This window comes from Bacteroides sp. AF25-5LB (assembly GCF_003602965.1).
Taxonomy (GTDB): Bacteria; Bacteroidota; Bacteroidia; order Bacteroidales; family Bacteroidaceae; genus Bacteroides; species Bacteroides uniformis.
Genome location: NZ_QTMC01000006.1, coordinates 16,056 through 30,492, shown reverse-complemented (window position 1 = coordinate 30,492; position 14,437 = coordinate 16,056). Strand labels below are relative to the sequence as shown.

Below are 14,437 nucleotides of genomic sequence, written 5' to 3'. Positions count from 1 at the left end.
TCGGAGTTCGAACCCGAAATGTGATTTTGGTATGTATAACTTAAAGAGAATGATTATGAAAACGATTGTTTGTAGAAGTATGGCGGCAGCTCTTCTTTGTGTATTTGCATTGGGGGTGTCTGCGCAAGATGTTCTGAAAGTGAAGGTGATGAACATACCTTCTGCTGTGGGAAAGATAATGATTGCCACTGACAAGGGGCAGTATGGTATGGTAGATGCCAAGGGCACGGAGGCGGTACTGGAACTGAAAGATGTGACACTGGGTAAATATAAGCTTTATGTCTATCATGATGAAAACAACAATTATCAGTTGGATAGGGAAGACGGAATTCCATCTGAGTATTGCGCGATAGCGGATGTGGAGGTGAGCGCCGACACGAAGCAGGTGGAGATAGCACTTAAGCAGGTATTAAAAGGAAGCAACAAATAAGGCGGCAGGAAAATGGAAGAAAGAAAATTGAATGAGAAAGAGAGTTTAGAACTCATCACTCGGATGATACAGAACACGAAGGACAGAATGGCGGAAAATTCAGGGACACCTTTTTTGCTGTGGGGATATGTAACGGTAATTATCTCGTTGCTGGTTTGGTTTCTATTGAAGGAAACGGGCAATAACAATTGGCAATTCCTATGGTTCCTGCTTCCAGTCATAGCCTTTCCTGCTACGTTGTGGAGTCAGCGGAAGGCTCGGAAAATGTTGAAGACCTACATAGACCGTGTTGTGGATTATGTGTGGACGGTATTTGGACTGGGCGCTTTCTTGGTATCGTGTACCGCCATATTTGTATGGAAGATTCCTATTCTGTTTGTCATTTTGCTGATGATGGGGATGGGAACTGCCCTGACGGGACTGATTGTGAACACGAAAGTGGTTACGATAGGGGGAGTGCTGGGAGCCTTGCTCTCGTTGGGATGTTTCTATATGCCCGGCATAGACCAGATACTGTTTTTTGCATTGGCGTTCGTCTTTATGATGGTGATTCCCGGACATTACATGAACAGTGTGGCGAAGCGTCACAAACAATAAAAGAAGAGGATGATATATGTTTAAAGAACTGAACCCTTTGCTCCATAGCGAACTGCGGCTTGCGGTGATGTCGTTGCTTATTAGTGTCGAGGAGGCGGACTTTGTCTATATCCGCCAGCAGACCAAAGCTACGGCAGGAAACTTGAGCGTGCAGATAGACAAACTCAGCAAGGCGGGATATGTGGAGGTGACAAAGACTTTTAAAGGAAAGATGCCTTGTACGATTTGTAAGATCACTCCGCAAGGAGTAGACGCATTTGAGGAATATGTAGAGTCATTGAAATCTTATCTGGCAGGGAGGTTGTGAGTGTGGGTGACTTTACATTTATGGGGCAAAGATGGAAATCTTCTGAAAAAGGTTTCTATCTTTGCCTTTTTCATGAGAAGGAGGAGGGTGTGTCATCAACCGTTTTGCCACCCTCATGCCGGACAAAATTTAAACAGACTCTAAAAAGATAGAATGATATGAGAATTTTAGTCACTTATGCCGTACAAGGCGAATTTACGGAATTGAAATTTCCCGGACTGATAGGGGAGGAAGAGGTGCAGATAGGCTATCTCCGTACCGGTGTGGGAAAGGTGAAATCGGCTTTTTATCTTTCTGAAGCGATAAGCCATGCGCAACCGGACTTGGTGGTCAATGTAGGTACGGCAGGGACTATCCGTCATCGGGTAGGAGATATTTTCGTATGCCGTTATTTTGTGGACCGTGATATGCAGAAGCTGGTGGAGCTTGGTATGGAGTATGAGATTGATTCAATGGATTTGTTGTCCCAAAAAGGATATTGTTTACACTGGCCGGCAGGCGGTGTATGCAATACGGGGGATACTTTCTTGACAGAACTCTCGGATGTGTCCGGTGATGTTGTGGATATGGAAGCCTATGCCCAGGCTTTGGTATGCCGTGCCAAGAATGTTCCTTTCATTTCGGTGAAGTACGTGACGGATATTATCGGACAGAACTCCGTGAAACATTGGGAAGACAAGCTTGCCGATGCTCGGAAGGGGTTGGGAGAATTCTTCGAAAAATTGGGAGGAGTTTGATTAATGTGCTAATATGCCAATGTGCTAATTGGCTGCGCTATGTGTATATTAGACTCTCACACCGCAGGTCATTGGCACATTAGCACATTAACCACATTAGCACATTCATTTATCTCAACGTCTTGAATGACAGTATATGCCAAGTCACCCCCACAGCGACAAGGAACAATACTGTCTTTATTTCTGTTAGTGGAATCAGGAAGAAGATGCAGTAAACCATTGTTCCCCACATCAGCAGTAGGGAGATGATTTTGGCACGTAGTGGGATGGCTTTGTTCTCGCGGAAGCTGCGGATGTAGGGACCGAGGCATTTGTGGTTCAGCAACCATTGGTACAGTCTGGGTGAGCCTCTGAAGTAGAGTGCTGCCGTGAGCAGCAGGAAAGGCGTAGTGGGCAGCAACGGCAGGAAGATGCCGATGATGCCGAGTGTCAAAGAAACTGTTCCCAAAATGATGCAGACGGTTTTCATGCGGCAAATGTAGGAAAAATAATAATATAGATAATATGTATGCGAATAAAGTAAAGAAGGTTGTTGCCGTCCACGACTTGTCGGGAGTCGGACGGGTGTCTCTGACGGTGGTCATTCCCATCCTTTCGTCTATGGGTTTCCAGGTGTGTCCGTTGCCTACAGCCGTATTGTCGAGCCATACCCAGTATCCGGAGTTCTCTTTTCTGGACTTGACGGATGAAATGCCGAAGATTATTTCCGAGTGGAAGAAGCTGGAAGTACAGTTTGATGCCTTTTATACCGGCTATCTGGGTTCTCCGCGGCAGATACATATTGTTTCTGACTTTATTGATGACTTCCGCCGACCGGACGGTCTGGTTGTGGTAGACCCGGTGTTGGGCGATAACGGACGGCTTTATGCGAACTTCCACGAGTCCATGATTGATGAAATGAAACATCTCATCACCAAGGCCGATGTCGTTACTCCCAATTTGACGGAGCTGTTTTATCTGCTGGGTATTCCTTATAAGGAGATGAATACGGATGAGGAATTGAAGTCATACCTTCGCCAGCTTTCCGATTGTGGTCCCGAAGTGGTGATTATTACCAGTGTGCCCGTACGGGATGATAAGCATAAGACGTCCGTGTATGCCTATAACCGGAACGGTAACCGCTACTGGAAGGTTACGTGTCCTTACCTGCCGGCCCATTATCCCGGAACGGGGGATACGTTTACCAGTGTCATCACCGGGGCACTGTTGCAAGGTGACAGTTTGCCCATTGCCCTGGACCGTGCCACGCAGTTCATTCTGCAAGGTATCCGTGCTACTTTCGGATACGAGTACGACAACCGTGAAGGTATACAGCTTGAAAAGGTGTTGCATAATCTCGACATGCCGATTCAAATCTGTAGCTATGAATTAATTTAAACCAATCCCATCTATATGAAAAAGAAAATATTCCTGGCAGTGTTTCTCTGTTGCGGCATGTTTGCAGCAATGGCGCAGACTGCTGCCGACTCTCTTGCCATCGTTTCTGCCGATTGGCAGACTGAGCCCCTGCAGAAAGGGATGCTTTATAAAAAGGCAGTATTCAGTTCTTTGTATGGAGTTCCTCAGGAAGTGTCTATTTTTGAAATATCCCCGAAGCTCTACCGTTTCGATGTGCTCGTCCACAATCCCAAGGAGGAGACCAGTATAGCCGCCCGGCATGCAGGTGCGGTGGCGGCCATCAATGGCTCCTATTTTGATATGAAAGCCGGAAATTCCGTCTGCTATCTGCGTAAGGACGGGGTGGTGATAGATACTACCTCTACTGGGGTTCTGGCAACAGTGTCCAATGGAGCTGTACTTATAAAGAAGGGCAGGCTGGAACTGATTCCCTGGAGCAAGCAGGAAGAAAAGGCATGTACTTTGAAAAAAGGCACTGTGCTGGCTTCCGGTCCTTTGATGCTGAAGGACGGGCAAGTGTGCGACTTGTCCGGGACTAACCGGAATTTTGTAGATACCAAGCATCCCCGCAGTGCTGTGGCGCTGACAAGAGAAGGAAAAATCCTGCTTATTGTCGTTGACGGACGTCGGAAGGGAAAAGCGGAAGGCATCAATATACCCGAGCTTGCCCATATGATTCGTGTATTGGGTGGGGAGGATGCGTTGAATCTGGACGGTGGCGGTTCTTCTACGCTGTGGAGTGGGGAGTTGCCGGATAAGGGAATAGCCAATACCCCGAGTGGCAGCGCAGAGCGTAAGGTTGCCAATTCTCTTTGTGTGTACGAATAAGTTAGGGAAGTAAATGGATAAATCTTAAGTTTTTTGTAATTTTGCCGTCGCATCGAGGTGACATTAGATGCGGCAACTTATTATATTAATTAGCGTATTAACAATATGTACACAGTCATCAAACGCATGGAAGTGTCGGCTGCCCATAGCCTGAAACTTTCTTATCGCAGCAAGTGTGAGAATCTGCACGGTCACAACTGGATTATCACTGTCTATTGCCGTTCCAAAGAGCTGAATGCGGACGGAATGGTGGTAGACTTCAGTCACATCAAGCAGGTGGTAAAGGAACAGCTGGACCACCATAATCTTAATGAAGTGCTGTCCTTCAATCCCACAGCCGAGAACATAGCCCGTTGGATATGCGACCAGATACCCACTTGCTTCAAGGTAGAGGTGCAGGAGTCGGAATCAAACATTGCCGTCTATGAGGAAGATTAATGAGATATTCTACAGTTTGCAGGGAGAAGGATACCATACGGGTACCCCGGCTGTCTTTATCCGTTTTTCCGGTTGCAACCTGAAGTGCTCCTTCTGTGATACGCAGCATGAGGACGGCATACTGATGTCCGATGAAGATATCGTAACAGAAGTCAGTAAATACCCTGCCGCTACCGTGATATTGACCGGTGGAGAACCCTCCCTTTGGATTGACCGTGAATTTGTGGATTGTCTGCACCAGGCGGGAAAGTATGTCTGCATTGAAACAAACGGTACCCGTCCGCTGCCGGATAATATAGATTGGGTGACCTGTTCTCCCAAGCAGGGGGCAAAGCTGGAAATTACGCGTATGAATGAAGTGAAGGTAGTGTATGAAGGGCAGGATATTACTGTTTATGAGCAGCTGCCCGCCGGGCATTTCTTTCTTCAGCCTTGCTCTTGCAGCAATACGGCCGAAACGGTGGATTGCGTGATGAAGCATCCTAAGTGGAGGCTTAGTTTGCAGACACATAAGCTGATAGATATCCGGTAGGCATTTATAAAACGAATAATGGCTGTAAGCAATACTTACAGCCATTATTCGTTCATGCACGGGAGGAGAGGCTCGAACTCCCGACACCCGGTTTTGGAGACCGGTGCTCTACCAACTGAGCTACTCCCGTGTTTGCGGCTGCAAAGGTAATGCAAACTTTCAAATATGCAAGTAACGGACGTACTTATTTTCTAAAGAAAGTTGCTTACAACATCTGTAAGTCCTGATACATAATGCGATACGCTGCTGCTTTTTTTTCCAGAGCCAGCGGGTAGGCTCTCGAGGAAGAAGGCATCCGGTAGAGGCGCATCGGATGGTTTTCGAAAAGAAACTCCGTGAAGTCGCCTACTTTGGGCTTGTCGATGGAGAACTGCGTGCACAGTGTGTCCGTAGCCTTCTCGCCGGTAGTGACGATAGCCTTGCATTGCGGTATCCGGTGTAGCAGGGCAGGGACGTCCGTGGGTTGCACCACTTCCAGAAACTTATCCGAGGCATTGTCTTGCAGGCGCCGTATGGCAGAGGCTGTGTCGAACAAAGCAACACCCTTTTCCTGCAGGAAACTGATGAGACGTTCTTTGCAGAAAGCCTTCTTCGTTTTGTCTACAAAATAATCCTTGTCATTGAAGAAAAGGAACCCGGTAATCCTCCACATGTCATTGTTCCAGTTGGGGTAGTAAAACTCCATGGACCACCGCTTTTTCTGCGGAGGAAAGCTTCCCAGCATCAGCAGACGGGCGTTGCCGGGAAGGAAGGGTTCTAAAGGGTGTTGTTCTATTTCCATACTTTCCAATTTCATTGTTCTGCCTGCAAAAGTACGGAATATATCTTGGATATGCTATCCTGCAATGTCCTGATTGCTCATTCTGTCGGTGATTTGGAAGGGGAAATCAGGATATTCGTAGAGGCTGAACCGGGATTCCGTCTTGCCTTCCGTATAGTTCCAGATGGTGGCATATTCTTCGGCGTCTTCTCCCATGGCTTGCAGCTGACGGAGGTAGGAGGCTATGGACTTGTTTTCTACGATATATATTTGTCCCAGCTGGTCTATTATAGGGCTGTGGCGCCGGGTGCCGTCATGGTCGAACCGTAGGATGCGCTTGCCTTCGGGGGTGATGCCTACCATGTTGAAGGTCATGCTCTTGCCGATGGCGGGCAGATTGAGTACATTGCGGTCGGTGGCGAGGAAAGGCAGGTGGTGCGTTTTTAGGAAACGCCGGATGCAGGCTGCCGGGTCATGGACGGTTCCAAGCAGTACGGACAGATTATGGGCATCTTCCTTGGTCAGCTTCCCGAAGCGCTTTTCTTCCCGTTGCTCTTGTACGGAACGGCTGTTGGGAGTAAACACGGCATTGTTTTCTTCAAAACCTTTCACGGAGAAGGTGTAGTAGCAAACCACTCCCAACTGATTGAGCACTTGGCGCAGGCGGGTGGTATGCCCCCGGCGGGATGCAGCTACGTTGTATACCAGTTGGTTGTCAATGAGCCAGCCTGCCGCCAGCAGTTTGCGTATTCCTTCGGCAGCTTCCGGAGTGACTTCGAGCGGGGTTTGGAAATGTGTCTGGATAATGAACTGGCGGATGCCGATGGTAGACGCCTTTTCCTTGAATTCCCTTAGAATCTCCACCAGCCCGTCATTGATGCGCATGGGCAGGTAGGCGGGGAGGCGTGAGCCGAGGCGTACGCGTTGCAGCTCTGCATACTTTTCTCCTTCGGGCCGTTCCTGATTGGCTTTCCGCTTGCGGACTGCCATGCGGTAGACGGCATCCAGAATATTGCCCAGCGTCTTGTTTTGGCTCATCAGTGCGTCACCGCCGGTGATGAGAATGTCCCGTAGTTGCGTGTCTTCCTCAAAATAGGCCATCAGCCGGCGCAGCTTCTTTTCCCATGTCTCCTTGGGGCGCAGGGTGTCAAACTCAAAATTGAGCCGTTTGCTTTGAAAGTCGTACATACGCTGACAAGATGCGCAGAGTCCTCCGCAGGCGCGTCCCATGGTGTCGGGGATGAGGATGGCCACTTCCGGATAACGGCGGTGGATGTTATGCCCGTCGGGCAGCAGCCAGCCGGCGGCGTTGGGTTTACCTGGTTCTACGATATCCTCCCGTTCCCAGGCACGTATCTGTCCGTAGGTTTCCACCAGTTGGGGTGAATAGAGTATATAGCTGCGCAGGGCCTCGTCGTCGTATCCGCTGCCGGTGCAGTTCAGCAGTGACAGATAATAGGGGGTGGCGAAGAAAGGCATTCCCTTCTTACGGGCTTTTGAGAGCAGGTACATGGTTTCGGCAGAAAGGGAGTTGCCGAGAAGACGGTTTAGCTCCGTAGGGCTTTTGACGGCCATGGCAAGATGGAAACGGAAGTCATTCCACCATTCGCTGACGAGGTTGAACTTCTCCTCGTAGCTGAGTCCCTCTTCGAAATGGAAGCGGGAAGCCGGGGTCTTGCGGTGCTCAATCTTCTGCACCAGTGCATGCAGGATGCGTTCCTTGTTCTTTGCACGGATATGCTGCACGTCTTCATCCAGTCCGCTGGGCCAGCGTTCGGTCAGGGTTTTGATTTTCTGTGCGGAGGGCAGGGTGGGGGCTGGTTGGTGGAGGCGTTTGAACTGCTGGAACAAGTCGATGAACAGGTCCGTTTCCGTTTCCTCTTCCCATTGTCCCGTGAGGAAGGAATGCAGCATTGATAAAGTTGATATGGGCAGCTGTTCTCCGATGGAGAGCTCGTGTACTTCCTGCCCGTCAAATTCAATCAAGAGTCGAATTTGCTTACCGGCCTCGCTGTCCACTTCCGGATGTCCGGCAATGTACTCCGTCAGGTTGGCCTTGAAGGCTTCCGTATCGTCGCTTTGAACGGCGATGCTGACCAATTCAGGGAGTTCGTGCCGATAAAGTTGTTCCAGTTGTGAGAGAGTGAGTGCAAGCATTTTCTTTTGTTTCATAAGCGGTTGTTTTTTTGAAGTTAATATTTATGATGGTTGACGCGGGGTGCGTCCTTGTGTTCCGTGAGGGGAAAATGATTTCATTTGCTAAAAATAACAAAAAAAAGCGGGAAATTTCTTTCCCGCCTTCTTGTTTCTAAAGTTCTTTAGAATTCTTTTTCTTTTATTTCTCTTCGTTGGCTTTCTGTTTCGGTTCCTTTTTGGCCAGCATCACTACGTTGTAAACGTACTCGGTCATCCATTGTTCCGAATATCCCAGACGCTCTTTGTACTGGCGTACTGCCGCTGCCGTTTTGTGTACATCGTCCTTTTTCCATACGGTTTTTGTACAGACGTCGTGTACGGTTTTTTCGGTCATGCTGCGCAGTGCTCCCTTGAAGATGGAAGGCATGCGGAATTTCCACTGCATCAGGTTTCCCATCAGCATCATCAAGTCATTGGAGAAGCCTTGATACATAAAGAGATAACCTTGTACGTCGTTCTGCGTACGGCAGTGCTTCTTGACGGAAGTATCAATTTCCTTGAAGAAGTTTTCACTGATGCCGTAGTCCTGCATCAGCATCTTGCGCGAAGCGGCCTTTTCCGCTTGTCCCAGGCGGCCTCCCTGCGTGGGGATTTTGAACAGACGCTTGAAGTTGGCTACATCCGGCACAAAGCGGATATTGGTGATGCCCAGGTTGGCGGCTATTACAGACTGGAAGTAGACGCGTGTCAGTGACACGAAGTCTTCCACATTCTTCGAAGATACTTCTCCGGTATTCTTGTTGAATAGTTTGGCAAATAAACTCATATCAAATTACGAATTACTGATTACAAATTACAAGACCGCGGGTCATCCGGCGGTTCCGGCTGCAAAAGTACGAAATAAGTTGGTTATCACCAGCACTCTATGTCTTTTTCTACCTCTTTCAGGCGGTTCTTGGTGAAAACGGGGTCTTTGATACCGGCGCTTTTCTTTGTGCGGTAGTCTTCAAGCAGCCTGAAAGCGTATTTTCCGAGCAGGCTGATGGCAATAAGATATACTTTTCCTTGGCATCGCCTTTCCCGTCTGAGTCACCCAGCAGACGTACCATTTCCTTTATCATCCGGAACTGTACAAAGCGGGTTCTCAACGTAAACCATACGGTGCATCCCAATTTAGTAAAAAACTCACATAAAAAAAGTGCTATCCTCTGTCGTTATTCAAGGCTACCTCTGTCGTTAACAGAGATAGATACCTTGCAAGTTGATGATAACAACGTAGTATGCACTCGCATGCTGCAATTTGTACCATGGACAAATCTGGAAAACCTGACGGAATCTCCTTGCCTATTTCAGCCTGAAGTGAAATTTGTGTCCTTCAAACACCGGTTCCACTATGTCGTAACGAACAAACTTTGCCAGCAGATGTTCGGCGGCGCGTCGGGAAAGATGCGCCAGGCGGCAGTAACGGTTCAGTGAAAGGCGGTCGTTTTCTTCCAGCAGATTGAGCAACAGTTGTTCCCGTTCGGTATATTCTATCAGTTCTCCTTTCGGACTTCCGCTTTGCTGCCAGACGCGCAGATGGACGGGAGTAGCCAGGATGTTTTCATCCTTGATGCGGAGATAAGCCAAGTATTTTCCTGTTTCGTCCTTGGCATATACCGGCTTCCGGTCACTTTCCTCGATTTGTACCACCAGCACACTGCGGCCTTCCACCAGATAGGTCTGCATGGTGTAGCTCACTTCGGGGCTGCAATAAAGTCCGGCAGCCGCTTCTATCATATGTTGTTCTTCGTCCGAACGGACACCGGCAATTTTCCCGTTATCTTTCACTCCGATGAGCAGTTTTCCACCGTCTGTATTGGCAAAGGCTGAAAGGGTTTTGGCTATCTTGCGGGCGTCGGATATTTCGAACTTGAAATCCTGCTGTTGATGCTCTCCTTCGGCTATGAGAGCGTGTATATATTCGGTGTCAGTAAGCGTTTTCATGCTTGCAAAAGTAGATAAAAAACGCGTAAGAGCCCCTTTTTGCGGCGATTTTACCGAATATTTCAAAAAAAATATCGTTTTTCTGCATTTATTTCAAGAAAGAATGTATTTTTGCCAGACATTATTAACGAAGTAATTTGAAAAGGATTATGAAAGAATTAGTTGAAAAAGTAGCTGCATTGTATGCAGACTTCTCAAAAGATGCAAATGCTCAGTTGGAAAACGGTAACAAGGCAGCAGGAACTCGCGCTCGTAAGGCTTCTTTGGAAATCGAAAAAGCTATGAAGGAATTCCGCAAAGCATCTTTGGAAGCTTCTAAGAAGTAAGAAAAAAAGCATATTTGATGCTGCGAAAGACTGCCACTGCTGGCGGTCTTTTTTGTTTTTGAAAAGTATTATTGCTACTTTTGACGCAGGTATTATGAATGAAAACGTTCTCAATAAATTGAAGATACTGGCAGAGTCGGCAAAGTATGACGTCTCTTGTTCCTCCAGTGGTACGGTGCGCTCCGGCAAGGCGGGTATGCTAGGGAACACTGTGGGTGGTTGGGGTATCTGTCACAGCTTTGCCGAGGACGGCCGTTGCATTTCCCTGCTTAAAGTGATGCTTACCAATTATTGCATCTACGACTGCGCCTACTGCATCAACCGCCGCAGCAACGACCTGCCGCGTGCCACGCTGTCGGTGACCGAGCTTGTGAACTTCACCATGGAGTTTTATCGCCGCAACTACATCGAAGGGCTTTTCCTGAGCAGTGGGGTGGTGCGCAATCCCGATTACACGATGGAGCGTCTGGTGCGTGTCGCCAAGGACCTCCGTACTATCCATCGTTTCAACGGATATATCCATCTGAAAAGCATTCCCGGCGCCAGCCGCGAACTGGTGAACGAGGCGGGGCTTTATGCCGACCGTCTCAGCGTCAATGTAGAAATACCGAAAGAGGAGAATCTGAAACTGCTTGCGCCGGAGAAAGACCATAAGAGTGTATATGCGCCGATGCGCTACATCCAGCAAGGGGTGCTGGAAAGTTCGGAAGAACGCAAGAAACACCGCCACGCTCCCCGTTTCGCTCCTGCCGGACAAAGCACACAGATGATAGTAGGCGCTACCGCCGAGACGGACAAGGATATTCTGTATCTTTCGTCAGCTCTCTACAAGGGGCCTACGATGCGGCGTGTCTACTATTCGGGCTATATTTCCGTCAATACTTACGATAAGCGCCTGCCGGCATTGAAACAGCCCCCTTTGGTGCGCGAAAACCGCCTTTACCAAGCTGACTGGCTGATGCGCTTCTATCAGTTCAAGGTGGAGGAAATAGTGGATGATGCCTATCCTGACCTTGATTTGGAGGTTGACCCCAAGCTGTCCTGGGCTTTGCGCCATCCCGAGCAGTTTCCGATTGATGTGAACAAGGCGGATTATGAGATGTTGCTCCGCGTGCCGGGCATCGGCGTGAAGTCTGCACGGCTGATAGTGGCTTCCCGGCGTTTCTCCAAGATAGGTTTCTACCAATTGAAGAAGATAGGGGTGGTGATGAAGAAGGCACAGTATTTCATTACCTGCTGTGAGTTGCCTATGCACACGGTCAACGAACTGACCCCACAGGGGGTACGCAGTCTGCTGCTGCCCAAGCCTGACCGTAAGAAGGTGGATGAGAGACAGTTGGTACTTAATTTTGAGGAATGAATATTTTTCTGTATGACCATACGTTTGAGGGATTGCTGACTTCCGTGTTCGAAGCCTATTCCCGCCGTACCTTTCCCGATGCGCTGCTTCAGGAAGGAGAGCCGCTTCCTTTGTTCTACGACGGGCTGTTTACCGTGGTGACCGATGAGGAGAAGGCTGGTCGTGTCTGGCGGGGATTGCAGAAGAAGCTGTCGTCTACGGCACTTGCTTGTCTGGCCCAGTGCTGGCTGGCCGAGGAGCCGGAAACTCCCATGCTCCTTTTCCGCTATATTCGCAAGGCAATAGATGCTCCTCGTTCCATTGAAACAAACTTTGCCGACCTTGATGTGCTGGAGTTCTCCCGTATGTGGAAGCGGGTGGATTGGGAGCGTATACGCCTGCTTCAGTTTGTCCGTTTCCAGAAAGCTGCAGACGGTACTTTCTTTGCGGCTGTCGAGCCCGAGAAGAATGCCCTTCCCCTGGTGACGGAGCATTTCAAGGACCGTTTTTCCGACCAGCGTTGGCTGATTTATGACATCAAACGCGCCTATGGATACTATTACGACTTGAAGGAGGTGCGCCAAGTGACTTTTGGTGAGGACAGCCGCGAAGGGCATCTTGTCACCGGCATGCTCGACGAAAGTCTGATGGACAAAGACGAACGGCTTTTCCAATCTCTCTGGAAAACCTATTTTAAGGCAATCTGCATCAAGGAACGCCTCAATCCCCGGAAGCACAAGCAGGACATGCCCGTGCGCTATTGGAAATATCTGACGGAGAAACAAGTTTAATGAAGAATAAGGAATGAAGAATGAAGAAATTAGCCGCGCTGTGGTACCGAATGGTAATTCTTCATTCCTCATCCTTCATCCTTTTAGTTGATAACCCAGTGCTTGTCGTGGGGTACTGTTTTCTTGGGGTCGTAATGCATTCCGTCCTGCGTAGGTATCTTCAGTGTATAAGTACGTCCGCTTTTATTCATCAGCGAGGTGGCTCGCAGCCAGGGGTTGGCATCTTTCAGTTGGGCATAGGTGATGCCTTTCCCTTTGGCGAACTGTGCCAGGTTGGCAATGCCCGTTGTGACGGTCACTTCCGTGTAGGGGATGGGCGGATAAAGATGTTCCCGTTTCAACAGAAAACCGTACTGTTGCGGATTGCTGATGACGGCTTTGGCTGCCAGCAGGCGAAACATGTAGCGTGAAGTTTCTTCTACCAGCCATAAGTCGACAGCCTGGTCTACCATTTGCTTCTGTAGCTGTGTGGAGATGCGTCCTTGCCCGGCATTGTAGGCAGCGGCTACGCACAGCCAGTTCCCGTATTTCTGATAGGCATCTTTCAGGTACTTGCAGGCTGCTTTGGTCTCTTTCTCGATATGGTATCGTTCGTCGATGTTGCTGTTCACCTCCAGTCCGAATTCGCGTCCGGTGGCAGGCATGAACTGCCATAGGCCGGCGGCACCCGCAGGCGATTTGGCAAGCGGGTTCAGGTTGCTTTCTATCACAGCGAGGTACTTGAAGTCATCGGGAAGGCCGTTGGCTTTTAGTATAGGCTCTATGACGGGGAAGTAGCGGTTGGCACGCTTCACCATGAACATGGTGGTGGAGTGCATGTAGGTGAAGGACATCAGTTCGCGGTCCATACGTTCGCGGTGGTCGTAGCGAAGCAGGTCAATAGCTTGTCCGGCAAAAGTGATCTTGTCCGGTACGCTGGGGGAGGTTACGCAGTAGGGAACTTCGGATTTCACGGAATCGCGTTCGGGATTCAGCGTACTGCTGCCTGCGAGGAAGGGGAGGCTGGAACCAGCGCACAGTGCAATGGCAGCGGTAAGCACGATATATTTTGAGTTTTTCTTCATGTCTGTATGCCTATTTCTGTTTGGAGACGTGAAGATACGAAATCAATTCGTTATAGGCAACCTTTCCCATAGCCATCGTGGAATCATACGCCAAAAAAACACCACTACCCGGTAGCGTCCGTCAATGACAACTACCCGTCTCTTTTCTCTTAAAGCCTTGATTATGTGCTGTGCTACACGGTCTGCTTTCATCAGCATCGGGTATTTTCCGCTTTTCAGTAAATCGGTGGCAACAAATCCCGGACGGATGTCGGTGAAGTGTATATCAAGATGCTGCATCCGGGCAAGTTGTGCCAGCGCTTCGATATAGGTATTCTGGAAGCGTTTGGTGGCAGAGTAGGCCGGTGCAACGCCCAGTCCTTTGGTACCTGCAATGGAGCTGATGACGGCAATATGCCCGGAGCCTCTTGTCTTGAAATAGTTGAAGGCGGCAGTCACCATGCGGGTAAATCCCTCTACATTGGTACGTGCCGTGTTCAGTTCGATGTCCGGTTGTAAGTCCCGGTTTTGATGTCCCACGCCGGAACTGAGGAAAAACAAGTCCATGCCTCCCAGCTTTTCTATCAGGTTATGGAGGTGTAGGGGCGCGGTCTCTTCCGTAACGTCCAGTTGTTCCGTGACTATCCGGTCGGGTGCGGTGGCTTGCAGAGCATGCAATGCCTCTTTCCTTCTGCCGGCAATGCCTATATGCCAGCCTTGCTGTACAAGTATCCTGGCTACTTCTTGTCCGATGCCTGAAGTGGCACCGATGATGATGGCTTTCTGCAT

Annotated in this window: 18 protein-coding genes, 1 tRNA gene and 1 pseudogene; 11 read left to right on the top strand and 9 right to left on the bottom strand. The window is 49.2% G+C overall.

Translation table 11 applies throughout. From position 1 onward, the window contains the following. Nucleotides 1-55: 55 nt before the first annotated feature. The 4 genes from DWY57_RS08590 (at nt 56) to DWY57_RS08575 (ending at nt 2,071) form a co-directional block, all read left to right on the top strand. Entirely contained in the window at nt 56-430 is a 375-nt protein-coding gene (locus DWY57_RS08590) for a DUF2141 domain-containing protein (RefSeq protein ID WP_119961644.1), read from the top strand. A gap of 12 nt (nt 431-442) precedes the next feature. Next, nucleotides 443-1,027 (top strand): hypothetical protein, encoded by a 585-nt coding sequence (locus tag DWY57_RS08585; RefSeq protein WP_005826414.1) that lies wholly within the window; start codon nt 443-445, stop codon nt 1,025-1,027. Between the two features lie 16 nt (nt 1,028-1,043). Next, nucleotides 1,044-1,334, top strand: coding sequence for a transcriptional regulator (locus tag DWY57_RS08580; RefSeq protein WP_005826416.1), 291 nt, complete (start codon nt 1,044-1,046; stop codon nt 1,332-1,334). Nucleotides 1,335-1,492: 158 nt separating this feature from the next. Continuing rightward, nucleotides 1,493-2,071: a nucleosidase gene (locus tag DWY57_RS08575; protein WP_119961603.1), complete on the top strand. Its 579-nt coding sequence runs from the start codon at nt 1,493-1,495 to the stop codon at nt 2,069-2,071. Between the two features lie 109 nt (nt 2,072-2,180). Here DWY57_RS08575 and DWY57_RS08570 read toward each other — a convergent pair whose 3' ends face one another. Further along, nucleotides 2,181-2,540: a YbaN family protein gene (locus DWY57_RS08570; protein ID WP_005835834.1), complete on the bottom strand. Its 360-nt coding sequence runs from the start codon at nt 2,538-2,540 to the stop codon at nt 2,181-2,183. A 35-nt stretch (nt 2,541-2,575) separates the two neighbouring features. Between DWY57_RS08570 and DWY57_RS08565 the strand changes: the two genes are divergently transcribed. From DWY57_RS08565 to DWY57_RS08550, 4 genes are all read left to right on the top strand, one after another. Next, nucleotides 2,576-3,448, top strand: coding sequence for a pyridoxamine kinase (locus tag DWY57_RS08565; RefSeq protein WP_005826422.1), 873 nt, complete (start codon nt 2,576-2,578; stop codon nt 3,446-3,448). A gap of 15 nt (nt 3,449-3,463) precedes the next feature. Next, nucleotides 3,464-4,297, top strand: coding sequence for a phosphodiester glycosidase family protein (locus DWY57_RS08560; RefSeq protein ID WP_119961602.1), 834 nt, complete (start codon nt 3,464-3,466; stop codon nt 4,295-4,297). Between the two features lie 105 nt (nt 4,298-4,402). Further along, the gene (gene queD / locus DWY57_RS08555; protein ID WP_005826426.1) at nt 4,403-4,735 is read left to right on the top strand and encodes a 6-carboxytetrahydropterin synthase QueD; all 333 of its coding nucleotides are present in this window, start codon (nt 4,403-4,405) and stop codon (nt 4,733-4,735) included. Next, nucleotides 4,722-5,267 carry a radical SAM protein gene (locus DWY57_RS08550; RefSeq protein ID WP_117600677.1) on the top strand — a complete coding sequence of 182 codons (546 nt, stop codon included), beginning with the start codon at nt 4,722-4,724 and terminating at the stop codon, nt 5,265-5,267. Before queD ends, DWY57_RS08550 begins: the two co-directional genes overlap by 14 nt. Nucleotides 5,268-5,324: 57 nt before the next feature. On the opposite strand, the gene DWY57_RS08545 is transcribed toward DWY57_RS08550, so the two are convergent. The 6 genes and pseudogenes from DWY57_RS08545 to DWY57_RS08515 form a co-directional block, all read right to left on the bottom strand. Beyond that, nucleotides 5,325-5,397, bottom strand: a tRNA-Trp gene (locus DWY57_RS08545). A 75-nt stretch (nt 5,398-5,472) separates the two neighbouring features. Further along, entirely contained in the window at nt 5,473-6,048 is a 576-nt protein-coding gene (locus tag DWY57_RS08540) for a uracil-DNA glycosylase family protein (protein WP_117600757.1), read from the bottom strand. 54 nt (nt 6,049-6,102) lie between these two features. Then, nucleotides 6,103-8,199 (bottom strand): KamA family protein, encoded by a 2,097-nt coding sequence (locus DWY57_RS08535; RefSeq protein WP_119961601.1) that lies wholly within the window; start codon nt 8,197-8,199, stop codon nt 6,103-6,105. A gap of 163 nt (nt 8,200-8,362) precedes the next feature. Then, on the bottom strand, nt 8,363-8,989 hold the full coding sequence (locus DWY57_RS08530; RefSeq protein ID WP_005826441.1) for a hypothetical protein: 627 nt from the start codon (nt 8,987-8,989) through the stop codon (nt 8,363-8,365). Between the two features lie 86 nt (nt 8,990-9,075). After that, nucleotides 9,076-9,216, bottom strand: a pseudogene (locus DWY57_RS08525) (sodium:alanine symporter); the annotation flags it as partial. Nucleotides 9,217-9,507: 291 nt separating this feature from the next. Further along, nucleotides 9,508-10,149, bottom strand: coding sequence for an ATP-binding protein (locus DWY57_RS08515; RefSeq protein WP_119961600.1), 642 nt, complete (start codon nt 10,147-10,149; stop codon nt 9,508-9,510). Between the two features lie 149 nt (nt 10,150-10,298). Between DWY57_RS08515 and DWY57_RS08510 the strand changes: the two genes are divergently transcribed. The 3 genes from DWY57_RS08510 (at nt 10,299) to DWY57_RS08500 (ending at nt 12,605) form a co-directional block, all read left to right on the top strand. Next, nucleotides 10,299-10,475, top strand: a complete 177-nt coding sequence (locus tag DWY57_RS08510; RefSeq protein WP_005826447.1) for a histone H1 — start codon at nt 10,299-10,301, stop codon at nt 10,473-10,475. 94 nt (nt 10,476-10,569) lie between these two features. Next, entirely contained in the window at nt 10,570-11,835 is a 1,266-nt protein-coding gene (locus DWY57_RS08505; protein WP_119961643.1) for a putative DNA modification/repair radical SAM protein, read from the top strand. Next, a complete protein-coding gene (locus DWY57_RS08500; RefSeq protein ID WP_117966192.1) occupies nt 11,832-12,605 on the top strand; it encodes a TIGR03915 family putative DNA repair protein in 774 nt (257 codons plus the stop codon). The genes DWY57_RS08505 and DWY57_RS08500 overlap by 4 nt, the downstream gene beginning before the upstream one ends. A gap of 83 nt (nt 12,606-12,688) precedes the next feature. On the opposite strand, the gene DWY57_RS08495 is transcribed toward DWY57_RS08500, so the two are convergent. Together DWY57_RS08495 and DWY57_RS08490 are read right to left on the bottom strand one after the other, a co-directional pair. After that, a complete protein-coding gene (locus DWY57_RS08495) occupies nt 12,689-13,669 on the bottom strand; it encodes a lytic transglycosylase domain-containing protein (RefSeq protein WP_119961599.1) in 981 nt (326 codons plus the stop codon). A 42-nt stretch (nt 13,670-13,711) separates the two neighbouring features. Continuing rightward, nucleotides 13,712-14,437 carry an SDR family NAD(P)-dependent oxidoreductase gene (locus DWY57_RS08490; protein ID WP_117966186.1) on the bottom strand — a complete coding sequence of 242 codons (726 nt, stop codon included), beginning with the start codon at nt 14,435-14,437 and terminating at the stop codon, nt 13,712-13,714.